Origin of the sequence: Limosilactobacillus gorillae, assembly GCF_001293735.1 — a bacterium.
Taxonomy (GTDB): Bacteria; Bacillota; Bacilli; order Lactobacillales; family Lactobacillaceae; genus Limosilactobacillus; species Limosilactobacillus gorillae.
This window is the reverse complement of the sequence record NZ_BCAH01000048.1, coordinates 1-11,367: the sequence shown is the minus strand read 5'-3', so window position 1 is coordinate 11,367 and position 11,367 is coordinate 1. Positions and strand designations below refer to the sequence as shown.

At 47.9% G+C, this 11,367-nt stretch carries 9 protein-coding genes, 9 tRNA genes and 1 pseudogene; all 19 read left to right on the top strand.

Translation table 11 applies throughout. The annotated features are described in order from the left end of the window. Nucleotides 1-21: 21 nt before the first annotated feature. Nucleotides 22-113, top strand: a tRNA-Ser gene (locus tag AOQ57_RS07790). Between the two features lie 4 nt (nucleotides 114-117). Further along, nucleotides 118-189, top strand: a tRNA-Glu gene (locus AOQ57_RS07785). A gap of 6 nt (nucleotides 190-195) precedes the next feature. Then, a tRNA-Val gene (locus AOQ57_RS07780) sits at nucleotides 196-268 on the top strand. A gap of 34 nt (nucleotides 269-302) precedes the next feature. Then, nucleotides 303-375 (top strand) — tRNA-Phe (locus AOQ57_RS07775). A 5-nt stretch (nucleotides 376-380) separates the two neighbouring features. Next, nucleotides 381-463: transfer RNA gene (locus AOQ57_RS07770), tRNA-Tyr, on the top strand. A 9-nt stretch (nucleotides 464-472) separates the two neighbouring features. Next, nucleotides 473-543 (top strand) — tRNA-Trp (locus AOQ57_RS07765). A 17-nt stretch (nucleotides 544-560) separates the two neighbouring features. Next, nucleotides 561-635: transfer RNA gene (locus tag AOQ57_RS07760), tRNA-His, on the top strand. Between the two features lie 60 nt (nucleotides 636-695). Beyond that, nucleotides 696-766: transfer RNA gene (locus AOQ57_RS07755), tRNA-Cys, on the top strand. A gap of 10 nt (nucleotides 767-776) precedes the next feature. After that, nucleotides 777-860, top strand: a tRNA-Leu gene (locus tag AOQ57_RS07750). 467 nt (nucleotides 861-1,327) lie between these two features. Next, nucleotides 1,328-2,149: a transporter substrate-binding domain-containing protein gene (locus AOQ57_RS07745; RefSeq protein WP_093626813.1), complete on the top strand. Its 822-nt coding sequence runs from the start codon at nucleotides 1,328-1,330 to the stop codon at nucleotides 2,147-2,149. 24 nt (nucleotides 2,150-2,173) lie between these two features. Then, nucleotides 2,174-2,857, top strand: coding sequence for an amino acid ABC transporter permease (locus tag AOQ57_RS07740; protein WP_093626811.1), 684 nt, complete (start codon nucleotides 2,174-2,176; stop codon nucleotides 2,855-2,857). Nucleotides 2,858-3,224: 367 nt separating this feature from the next. Further along, nucleotides 3,225-5,435, top strand: a complete 2,211-nt coding sequence (gene nrdD / locus AOQ57_RS07735; RefSeq protein ID WP_093626809.1) for an anaerobic ribonucleoside-triphosphate reductase — start codon at nucleotides 3,225-3,227, stop codon at nucleotides 5,433-5,435. Beyond that, entirely contained in the window at nucleotides 5,380-5,961 is a 582-nt protein-coding gene (nrdG, locus tag AOQ57_RS07730) for an anaerobic ribonucleoside-triphosphate reductase activating protein (RefSeq protein WP_093626807.1), read from the top strand. Before nrdD ends, nrdG begins: the two co-directional genes overlap by 56 nt. A 9-nt stretch (nucleotides 5,962-5,970) precedes the next feature. Continuing rightward, complete coding sequence (locus AOQ57_RS07725) at nucleotides 5,971-6,849, top strand: SufD family Fe-S cluster assembly protein (protein WP_093626805.1); 879 nt, start codon at nucleotides 5,971-5,973, stop codon at nucleotides 6,847-6,849. Nucleotides 6,850-7,000: 151 nt separating this feature from the next. After that, entirely contained in the window at nucleotides 7,001-8,338 is a 1,338-nt protein-coding gene (locus AOQ57_RS07720; RefSeq protein WP_093626803.1) for a uracil-xanthine permease family protein, read from the top strand. A 542-nt stretch (nucleotides 8,339-8,880) separates the two neighbouring features. After that, nucleotides 8,881-9,642 carry an aggregation-promoting factor gene (gene apf / locus AOQ57_RS07715; protein ID WP_093626801.1) on the top strand — a complete coding sequence of 254 codons (762 nt, stop codon included), beginning with the start codon at nucleotides 8,881-8,883 and terminating at the stop codon, nucleotides 9,640-9,642. Nucleotides 9,643-9,808: 166 nt separating this feature from the next. Then, nucleotides 9,809-10,258, top strand: coding sequence for an acyl-CoA thioesterase (locus tag AOQ57_RS07710; protein ID WP_093626815.1), 450 nt, complete (start codon nucleotides 9,809-9,811; stop codon nucleotides 10,256-10,258). A 211-nt stretch (nucleotides 10,259-10,469) separates the two neighbouring features. After that, nucleotides 10,470-10,907, top strand: a complete 438-nt coding sequence (locus AOQ57_RS07705; protein ID WP_093626799.1) for an Hsp20/alpha crystallin family protein — start codon at nucleotides 10,470-10,472, stop codon at nucleotides 10,905-10,907. Nucleotides 10,908-11,112: 205 nt separating this feature from the next. Then, a pseudogene (locus AOQ57_RS07700) lies at nucleotides 11,113-11,367 on the top strand (RNA-guided endonuclease TnpB family protein); the annotation flags it as partial.

Genomic DNA, 11,367 nt, shown 5'->3' with positions numbered 1-11,367 from the left:
TAGGACGTTGCCACGCAAATTGGAGAGTTGTCCGAGCTGGCCGAAGGAGCAGCATTGGAAATGCTGTATACGGGTTAAAGCCTGTATCAAGGGTTCGAATCCCTTACTCTCCGTTATGACCCGTTGGTCAAGTGGTTAAGACACCACCCTTTCACGGTGGTATCATGGGTTCGAATCCCGTACGGGTCACTTTTTGGAGGATTAGCTCAGTTGGGAGAGCGTCTGCCTTACAAGCAGAGGGTCACAGGTTCGAGCCCTGTATCCTCCATCGCAGCCCGTTGGTTGCAAGTCTACACCAGGATGGCTCAGTAGCTCAGTTGGTAGAGCAATGGATTGAAGCTCCATGTGTCGGCGGTTCGATTCCGTCCTGCGCCATTGATGGAGGAGTAGCGAAGTCTGGTTAAACGCGACGGTCTGTAAAACCGTTCCTCTTGGTTCGGTGGTTCGAATCCACTCTCCTCCACTTTATTATAGGGATATAGTTAAACGGTATAACTACGGTCTCCAAAACCGTCATTGTGGGTTCGATTCCTACTATCCCTGCTCAACTGAATATTTTGGCGGTATTGGTGAAGTTTGGTTAACACATCGGTTTGTGGGTCCGACATGCATGGGTTCGAATCCCATATACCGCCCTTCTAATTAGACGGGAGTTATCCCGTCTAATTGTATGAATTGAATAGTAGATGCTTGATGGTGGTATAGCCAAGTGGTAAGGCAGAGGTCTGCAAAACCTTCATCACCGGTTCAAATCCGGTTACCACCTTTGTTATCTTGCCTCTGTGGCGGAATTGGCAGACGCGCTGGACTCAAAATCCAGTTCCCGTTTGGGAGTGTGGGTTCGACCCCCACCGGAGGCATTTCGAGGCTTGTTGCCTTTAAGCATCTCGTTTAATATTCAATTCTAGGCGTCCATTGGGGCGTCTTTTTTTTTGTAAAAAATTTCGGCTAGCGAATAATGGGGTCGGATAGTTTGATTAAGAACATAATAAATCAAAAGGGCCTCTATCCATTGGTTACTGAAGTTTCTATGGGTGAAGGCCCAAGCTATGTTAATGACGTAAAAACAATTACCATCAGTGGAGCAATGAATAATCATTGGAACGGAAATGGGTGAATGAAAGTAGCTCCAATAGGATTGGTACGAGTGATCAATTACTATTGATTGTATATATCAGGATAAAATATGCGTATTTAACGTATCTTTCTCGTTAAATACGCATTTTTATTAAAAAAGACTTGCCTCTCACGTAAGGGAGCGTTAATATATAAAACATATTCAAGAGATATGCAGATATTATTCAAATAAGGAAAGAGGATTGGTCAAATGAAGGTTAATAAAAAGTGGATTGCGGTTCTTTCGTTAGCATTCCTGGTGGTGATTGGGCTCGCCGGGTGTGGAAAGAAGAGTGATAACAGTTTACAGCAGATCAAGGATAAAGGGGTCTTAACGATGGGGACCACCGCCGACTACGCTCCGTTTGAATTTACGATCATGAAGAACGGTAAGAAGGAATATGTCGGTTACGATATCATGGTGGCCCAAAAAATCGCTGACAGCCTGGGTGTTAAGCTCAAGGTACAAAACATGGAATTTTCCTCCATCATCAGCGAATTACAAAACCACAAAATTGATATTGCCCTGGCTGGGATGAACGTCACCCCGCAGCGTAAGAAGGCGGTGGATTTCTCTAAGCCGTACTACACAGAACAAGAAGCACTCTTAGTTAAGAAAGCCGACGCTGACAAGTACAACACAGTCGCCGATACTAAGAATGCCTCCTTCGGGGTTCAACAGTCTTCAACCCAGGAAACGATTGCCAAGACTCAAACCAAAGCGAAGCTGGTTTCTGAAAGCTTAGTCACAGGACTAGCAACCGACCTGAAGTCAGGTAAGCTTGATGGGGTGGTCTTAGCTAAGAAGGTGGCTGAACAATATGTTGACCAATATCCAGACACTTATGCAATTGCTAAGGTTAAGATTACGGCACCGGCTTCCATGAAGGAAATTTCGATCGCCATTCCAAAGAACGAACCGAAGCTAAAGGCGGCTATCAATAAAGAAATCACCAAGCTACAAAAGTCTGGTGAACTGGACAAGCTTTTCAAGCGGGCACAAGAAATTCAGAATCAAAATACCAATAAGTAGTGATAGTTAATAGGAGGAAGGGACATGTTTGATTTTCTAGGACAATACTGGCCGCTCTTTTTAGAGGGAACCGCCCAGACGATGATCATATCCATCATCGGGGTCATCATTGGGTTCTTAATCGGCCTCTTAATGGTTCTGATGCGGATGTCAAAAATTAAGCCGCTTTCGTGGATCGCCCGCGCCTACATCGCCATTGTGCGGGGGACGCCGTCAATGATTCAAGTAATGCTGGTCTACTACCTCCTGGCACGTTCCCTGCCGTTGCCTCAGACCCAGGTATTAGGGTCCGGGCTTGACCGGATCATCCCCGGGGCAATTGCCCTAGGCCTGAACTCCGGGGCCTACACCGCCGAAATCTTCCGGTCCGGGATTATCTCAATCCCTTCCGGCCAAACTGAAGCGGGGCTTTCCTTGGGACTGAGCCAAAAGGAAACCATGTTTTCAATCGTGTTGCCGCAGGCCCTGCGGAATGTCTTACCGGCAATGGGAAACGAATTTATTACCTTAATCAAGGAATCATCCGTTCTATTCTATATTGGGGTTCAAGAAATCACCGCTGAGGCCCTCGGGGTCGGTGGAACCTTGTACAACTTCATCCCGCCGCTACTGGTTGCCGCCGTGATCTACTTCATTCTGACGCAGGCAATGGCTCAACTGCTGGGCTGGTTGGAACGCCGGATGGGCGCCAAGTACGAGCTTGGCTAAGTAGGTAGTAAATATGGGAGCTGTGATGAAAAAACATCACGGCTCTTTTTTATTTAGTCAAATGAAGGTTGATTCATCCTCTTAAATAAAGTTACGTGTTCTTTTGCTGATTATCAATCGATTAATTAAAACGGCAACGCCCTTCTATTTTAGGGTTTAACTAATCCACCAAAAAAGGGAGGAGGGGCGTTAGGGAGGGATTTTTAACCACCTAGGTCCGCTAAGTGAAATAGGAAAAAGGAGCAAGTGGCCGATTAAGCGACTTCAACCACAATATCTTGTAATTAGTGATTAATCAAAAACTAGATGTTGTATCTGAGCGAGGAAACCCGTATGATAAGGACCGTACTTGAAAGGAATGATTGAGATGCAAGAAACCATCACCAACCAAGCCCTGGCGCCATTACAGGGCCTACGGGTAATTAAGCGGGGAAACACGACGACCCCCTTTTATGGCTACAAGATCGGCATGGTTATGCGTGCGCTGGGCGCCGATGACCAACTAACCAAGGAAGTCTGCTGGTTCTTAGTAAACGCCTTTAAAGACCAGAAGACAGTCACTACTGCTCAGTTAGCTTCCGCCGTTTGTGCTGCCCTCAACCGAGCTAACCGGACTGACCTGGCAACGGCCTTCACCGAAAAACGGGGTGAGGATGATGCCGCCTTTGTTCGGGCAACGGACCCCCAGCAAAAGCTCAACCAGCTCTTTGACGAAAACTCCCGGGTGGTTCACGAAAACGCCAACAAGGATAGTAAGATTTTTAACACCCAGCGGGACTTGGAAGCCGGTGTGGTTTCACGGGCGCTGGGGCTTAAGATGATGCCTGAAGTGGTGGCGAAGGCTCACCTACGTGGTGATATCCACTGGCACGACCTGGACTACTCTCCGGTGACGCCAGAGACCAACTGTTGTTTAATTGACTTTGATGAAATGCTGGCCCATGGCTTCAAGATCGGTAACGCCTGGGTTTCATCGCCTAAGTCAATTCAAACTGCTACGGCTCAGATGTCACAGATCATCGCCAACGTTGCTTCTTTGCAATACGGGGGTTGTTCGGCTAACCGGATTGACCAGTTGCTGGAACCTTACGCAATGAAGAACTACCAAAAGCACTTAAGGGATGCCGAAGAGTGGGTGGCTGAAGACAAGCGGGAGGACTACGCCAAGGCCAAGACCAAAAAAGATATCTACGACGCTATGCAGGCCCTAGAATACGAAATTAACACCCTCTATTCTTCCCAAGGGCAGACGCCGTTCACCACGATCAACTTTGGCCTGGGGACCTCCTGGATCGCCCGCGAGATTCAAAAGGCAATCTTAAAGATCCGGATCAAGGGGCTAGGCAAGGAGCACCGGACGGCAATCTTCCCGAAGCTGACCTTCACGGTTAAACGGGGGCTAAACCTGAACCCAACCGACCCGAACTACGACATTAAGCAGCTGGCCCTGGAGTGTTCGACCAAGCGGATGTACCCGGACCTGTTGATGTACGATAAGATCAAGGAACTAACGGGGTCCTTTAAGACCCCGATGGGCTGCCGGTCCTTCTTGCAGGGCTGGGAAGATGAGAACGGCAAGGAGATTAACTCTGGGCGGATGAACCTCGGGGTTGTAACGGTCAACTTGCCACGAATTGCGCTGGAAGCCCGGGGGAACCAGGACCTCTTTTGGCAGATCTTTGATGAAAAGATGCGTCTGGCTAAGCAGGCCCTAGACTACCGGATTAAGCGGACCAAGGAAGCTAAGCCGGAAAATGCTCCCCTTTTGTACATGTACGGGGCCTTTGGAAAGCGCCTCAAGCGGACCGATTCCGTTGATGAGGTCTTTAAAAACAGCCGGGCGACAGTGTCATTGGGCTACATTGGCCTCTACGAAGTTGGAGCGACCTTCTTTGGTCCTAAGTGGGAAGACAATCAAGATGCCCATGACTTTGTCTTAGGAATTGCCAAGCGAATGCACGACCTGTGTGCCGAGTGGGAAGAAGAGGAGGGCTACCACTTTAGTCTTTACTCAACGCCAGCTGAATCGCTGACCGACACCTTCTGTCAGGATGATCTGAAGCGCTTTGGCAAGGTGGACGACGTAACCGATAAGGAATACTATACTAACTCTTTCCACTACGACGTCCGCAAGCACCCAACACCGTTTGAAAAGCTAGCCTTTGAAGAGGACTTTCCTAAGTACGCCGGCGGGGGCTTTATTCACTATTGCGAATACCCGAACCTGCGCCAAAACCCTAAGGCCTTAGAGGCGGTTTGGGACTGGGCCTACGATCACGTTGGCTACCTGGGAACCAACACGTCCATTGATCAGTGTTTTGAATGTGGTTTTAAGGGTGAATTTGAGGCGACGGCCCAGGGCTTTAAGTGCCCAAGCTGTGGCAACCACGATCCGGCCACTTGTGATGTGGTTAAACGGACCTGTGGATACCTTGGGAATCCTCAGCAACGGCCAATGGTCCACGGCCGCCACGAAGAAATTATCCACCGGGCCAAGCATATGACAGGAGGAATGATTAAACATGCCGCAGAGTTTGAAAAAGCCAAACAATCCGATGCCCAAAGAATGGCTCGCTAAGGACCATTCCCTCCAATACATCGCCGACTACAAACCCTTTAACTTTGTTGATGGCGAAGGTGTCCGCTGCAGCCTGTACGTATCGGGATGCCTCTTTAACTGTCCTGGTTGTTATAACAAGGCGGCCCAAAACTTCCACTATGGTACTCCCTACACCAAGGAGTTGGAAGATCAGATTATTGAAGACCTTAGCCACGATTACGTCCAGGGGTTAACCCTATTGGGTGGGGAACCCTTCTTAAACACCCAGGTTTGCTTACAATTGATCAAGCGGGTTCGTAAGGAGTTCGGTCATCAAAAAGACATCTGGTCGTGGACCGGCTACACCTGGGAAGAACTGTTAAAGGATTCGGAAGATAAGCTAGAGATGCTGTCCTTATTAGATATCCTAGTTGATGGTCGATTTTTGTTAGCCAAAAAGGACCTGACCCTGCAGTTTCGGGGAAGTTCTAACCAGCGGATCATTGACGTCCAAAAGTCGCTTGAAAAGGGCGACGTCGTGATCTGGGATAAGCTAGTTCACTAGGGGGAACGGATGAACGAAGAACTATTAGGTTTGATTGAAAGTGCCAGCGCCGCTACGCCTACTTGGCTAGCGCAAAAACGTCAATTAGCCCTGCGGCTGTTAGCGGAGATGCCGGCGGGTGATCCAGCTCTCCTGGCGGACTGGCAGACCGACCCCGATTTAACCGTTGACCCGGTAGCAAATGTCAGAACAAGCGGGGCGGTGGTCCGTCAACCACTCCTCAAGCCAGCCCCCCAATACAACGGCTTACTGCAGGAAAACTTGATGGAAAAGGCGCTCGGTTGGCAAACCAGTCAAGAAAACGCCGCCCATTTGGCCCTACTCAACGGTGGTAACTTTATTTACGTCCCTGACGGCGAGCAAGTTACGGCTCCCATTATTTTGTCTGGGCATCGTCACCACCCTAACAATCACGATCTAATTTTGGTGGGGGCTAATGTGACGGTCACGATCATCGATGACCAAACAATGGCGACCACTAAGCCGGCCGTTCACGCTACCGAGCTACTTCTCGGTGAGGGAGCCCAGGTTAACTTTTGTCAGATTAACGATTTTTCTGCCCGGGTTAGCCGTCAGGTGGTAGCTGCCTACCAGGCCCAAGATAGTGAACTTAGGGTTACCACCGCTTCAGGGAGATACCCGGCCCAACGGCTTGTTTTTAACGACTGGTTGGATGGAGCTGGGGCTAAGGGACAGTTCTCGGCGAGCTACCTTCTGGATGAGGAACAACATGTCGAGCTGTGTCCCAGCTTCAAGACCGAAGGAAACGGAGCCACGGTACAGTTTGAGCAGAGCGGATTTGAACGGGCAGCCGACCTGATTGCCCACCTGGCGGTACAAGCGCCCCGGGAGATGGTAGCTATGGTTAGTCAGCATTTTCAACAGTAAAACACGAACTACGTAAAAGCATTTACCTCCGAACAATGGGGTAAATGCTTTTTTAAACGAACAATCGTATTTACATTTGTCTTTAGAGGTGCTAGAATCTTAACATTATCTAAATAAAGAGTGGCGTAATGGCTACGGAAAGAGAGAGAAAATGGAAAATCAAGTTAAGAGTTCACTTATTGTTGGTCCGGATGATCCGGTACCGGCTGGGGAAGCGACTCTACTAGGGCTACAACACGTTTTGGCCATGGACGTGTATGTGCCGCCAATTATTCTGGCTGGGATGATGGCAATGGGAGCTGCCGATTCAACTGGCCTTTTACAATCAACCTTCCTGGCCGCTGGGATTGGGACGATCTTACAGACCTGCATTTTCATGAAGATGCCTGTTTCCCAGGGGCCGTCTTTTGTACCATTGGGAGCTGCTGCCGGGGTTGTGATGGCCTCCGGGGGATTAAAGGGTAACGGGATGGCGACCCTCCTGGGAGCCCTTGTGGTCGGAGCAATCGTTTTGATCTTGCTTGGCTTGTCGGGAGCCTTCCAAAAGATCATTAATGCCTTGGTTCCCGCCGTGGTGGGTGGGACGATTATCACCTGTGTGGGACTGTCCTTGATTCCCTCGGCTTTAAACGATAATATCTTTGAGGCAAGCGGTGATATTTACCAAAACATTGAGTTGGCTTCGATCACGGCACTGACCCTCTTGATTTGCGTGGCAATTTCAATTCGCTTTCCGCGGGTACAAAAACTATTTAAGACCGGGTCGATCGTAATCGCCCTTCTGGTTGGGACACTGACATCGGCTTCGATGGGGCGTTTTGATTGGAAGTCAGTTGCCGATTCGGCCTGGTTCTCCTTCCCACAGCGGACGATGCTTCACTGGGGAGTCTCATTTAACCTAACTTCCATTTTGACCTTCATCATTATCTACGCGATCTTAACGACGGAAACGACGGGAACTTGGTTTGCCATGGGGGCCGTCACCAATCACGAGATTACGAGTCGTCAGTGGAACCGTGGGATCATTGGCGAGGGGCTTTCCTGCCTGGTCGCTGCTTTAGCCGGGACGACACCGGTGACCGGTTACTCAACTAATGCTGGGGTAATCTCAATTACAGGGGTGGCCTCTAAGCGTGTCTTCATTGCTGCTGGGAGCTGGTTCATCGTCTTGGGCTTCTTCGCTAAACTGTCTGCCTTTTTAGCGGCGATTCCAGCCCCAGTAATCGGTGGAGTCTTTGCGATCATCACCGTAACGATCATGCTTAACGGGCTGAACGTTATTCGCCAGCAAAAGACTGGTGAATCCGACCTGTACATCATTGGGTTGCCAATTGTCTTGACCTTGGCGTTAGTCCTCTTACCAAGCAAGGTCACCAACGCCGCACCGCAAATGATCCAATACCTGTTGGGATCACCAATTGCGGTAGCCGCTATCACGGCGATCATCTTAAACCTCTTGATGCCTTCGCGTCATAATAAGTTAGTCTAGTTAATTGAAAGGGAGCGCCCCGCTTGAACTGGCTGATGATGCTAGTCGCTGGGGTTGTTTTCCCGAGCTAGCCGTGTCTTTACGGTTGGCATCTGGTCAAACCGACGGTTACTTAGAACGATGGCGTCTAACTTAGCCCATATAATTTAGCCCATATAATATAGAAGATAAATGCCCCCGAAAGGACTAGCGACCTTTCGGGGGCATTTATTGCAAATTACGGTCATGTAACAAAAAAGGGTGAAAAACGGATTTTAAATGCTTCAAATAAGAAAATCAAAAAAAGTTGGTAGATTTTTGGGGGAAAATATTACACTCCTCCCCTTAATTCGGTGGCGGTTTCAAAATGGAACTCTTTCCTATGTCCCCCATGCGGTTGAAGGGTGAAAGGGCGCTCTATTTTTAACTAACTGTGTTACAAAAAGTTACAAAGCAATTTGGATTGAAAAATTGCTGTTATTTCACGGTAATTAAAAGTGAGTATAGTATTCAACATAGAAACGACGAACATGTACTGATACGAAAAGAAAGGATTCTTTTTAATGAAGCTCAATAAGAAAGCTATGAAACTTACCGCAACCATTGCCGGCGCCGTTGCGTTGGGGACCGTTGCAACGACGGTGTCCGCGAACGCAGATTCCATTTACACCGTTAAGAGTGGGGACACGCTTTCCGGGATTTCCTGCCAGTTCGGTCACAATTATGCCTTCGTTAATACGCTCGCATCTGAAAATAATATCGCTAACAAGAACCTGATTTACGTTGGTCAAAAGTTAGTAGTCAAAGATGATGGTGAAGTTACTTCTGCCACGGCTAATGAAGTCGCAACGTTGCCATCTGCTAATGCTGGCTCCCAAAGTCAGGCTCAGACTGACGATAGTGCCGCAGCCGCAAGCCAGGCGGCTGCAGATAGTTTAGCTGCTGCCCAAAGTGCTGCTGCAGCTAGCCAAGCCGCCGCTAATCAAGCCGCTGCCGCTAGTCAGGCTGCTACTAGTCAACAAGCTACTAGCCAAGCCACGACCCCAGCGGCCACTTCAACGGCCGCGTCGACTTCAAGTAACTACTCTTCCAACCTGAGTTCTTCAGATGAAGAAGCTAAAGCATGGATTGCTGCCCGCGAATCTAGTGGTTCTTATACTGCTCAAAACGGACAATACTACGGGAAATACCAACTTAATAGTTCCTATCTAAATGGTGACTACTCGGCAGCCAACCAGGATAGGGTTGCTGATCAATACGTTGCTAATCGTTACGGCTCTTGGACGGCAGCCCAAGCCTTCTGGCAAAGTCATGGTTGGTACTAAAATCTAATATCTAATATCGATAAAAAAGGGTGTGACAAGATTGTCACATCCTTTTTTTGATTCATCAGTAGCTAATTTTCGGTTACAATAAGGAGGTGAAAGGGGTGTTAACGTAGTGAAAGAAATTACCTGTAACCAAACCCGGGTGGTGACCACTCACCGGGTGATGAGTGCGGATTTAAATGAACATGAAACAATGTTTGGGGGAAAACTATTGGCAATGGTTGATGCCGAGGCCTCCCTGGCAGCAGTTCGTCTCGCCAAAGGAACCGTGGTAACCGCCAGCATGGATCACGTCCAGTTTGCCAAGCCCTTTGTCCTGGGGGATGCAGCTGAACTGCAGGCCTACGTTACCGGAATTGGGAAGCGGTCAATTGAGGTCTTTGCCAAGGTGATTGATGAAGAAATGGCGACCGGCAAGCGGTCGCTGGGCTTTACCTGCTTTATGACCTACGTGGCGATCGACGAGGCAGCTGACTTCAGTGATTATCGTCTGGTAGGTGAAGATAGTGAACAGGTTTTTCTAATGGAGACCTACGTTAACCGTCGGGCTCGGCGAACAGAGGAACGTCAAAATATGAAGATGGTCCGTGACCACATTAGTTTTAGAAAATGATTTTTCGATCATATTATCAAAAAATAAATAATTTTCCAATGTGGTCACAAAGGGGAGAAAATAACATTTGGCGGGTGATTAGTGAACTTTTAAAGTAGGCTTTGCATAGTAGTAAGCGATGACTGTTAAAAAGACTTGTGCAATCTTTTAAATACGATATGATAAAGGTGTTGAAGGTAATATAAAAAGATTCTTGAAAGGAAGTCTTATCATGGCTAATGAACTACAACGTAATAATAACGGCCTCTTTGGTGACATGATGCAGGATTGGTTTGGTAATAGCTTCTTTAACAACACCAACCTTCCGTTTGTTAATAGTAACTACATGAAGACTGATATTGCTGAAACTGCCAAGGAATATCGGGTTAAGGTTGATATGCCTGGTTTTGACAAGAAGGACATTCATATTTCCTACAATAACGATCTTTTGACGATCACGGGTCATCGGGACACCTTTGACGACCAATCGGACAAGGAAGGTAATATCCTGCATTCCGAGCGTCGTTACGGGCAAATGAGCCGTCAGTACCGCCTGCCAGACGTAGATCTGGAAAAGGTTAACGCTAAGTATACCGACGGGGTCTTACTCCTTACCCTACCAAAGCTGACTATGAAGCCAGATGATGGCAAGCACATCGAAATCGATTAATAAAATACTAACAATCTTTATAATTGAAAGGCTTTCCGAACCCTCGGGGTTGGAAAGCCTTTTTTATTATGCCTAAGCCGTAATACCCGTGACTTTAGTCATGGGGATATAAGGCTCTTCACGAACGCCCGTTGGCGTTCTTTTTTAGTTTAACTATTTTAATCAGTATAATATAGATATGATTAAAGGAAAGGAGGGGGATGCAATGCAACAAACGCTGACTGCTAAGATTCGACTATATCCAACGCAGGAACAAATAGCGCTATTTAAGGCGGTGACTAAGGAATACCAACGTCTGTGCAATATTGTCAGCCAATGGTATTTTGATGGACATTTTAATGCCAATCAAAAGGTCTTCCAGAAAGACATGTACCGGTATCTGCGGAATGAGTCACCAAAGCTCAACTCCCAAATGGTACAGTCAACCTATCGAACCGTTAAGGCACGATATGATACGGTG

Bases quoted from the DNA above. Each gene is read 5' to 3' on its own strand.
- apf (WP_093626801.1), top strand. From the start codon at position 8,881: ATGAAGCTCAATAAGAAAGCTATGAAACTTACCGCAACCATTGCCGGC.
- nrdG (WP_093626807.1), top strand. From the start codon at position 5,380: ATGCCGCAGAGTTTGAAAAAGCCAAACAATCCGATGCCCAAAGAATGG.
- AOQ57_RS07740 (WP_093626811.1), top strand. From the start codon at position 2,174: ATGTTTGATTTTCTAGGACAATACTGGCCGCTCTTTTTAGAGGGAACC.
- nrdD (WP_093626809.1), top strand. From the start codon at position 3,225: ATGCAAGAAACCATCACCAACCAAGCCCTGGCGCCATTACAGGGCCTA.
- AOQ57_RS07725 (WP_093626805.1), top strand. From the start codon at position 5,971: ATGAACGAAGAACTATTAGGTTTGATTGAAAGTGCCAGCGCCGCTACG.
- AOQ57_RS07710 (WP_093626815.1), top strand. From the start codon at position 9,809: ATGAGTGCGGATTTAAATGAACATGAAACAATGTTTGGGGGAAAACTA.
- AOQ57_RS07720 (WP_093626803.1), top strand. From the start codon at position 7,001: ATGGAAAATCAAGTTAAGAGTTCACTTATTGTTGGTCCGGATGATCCG.
- AOQ57_RS07745 (WP_093626813.1), top strand. From the start codon at position 1,328: ATGAAGGTTAATAAAAAGTGGATTGCGGTTCTTTCGTTAGCATTCCTG.
- AOQ57_RS07705 (WP_093626799.1), top strand. From the start codon at position 10,470: ATGGCTAATGAACTACAACGTAATAATAACGGCCTCTTTGGTGACATG.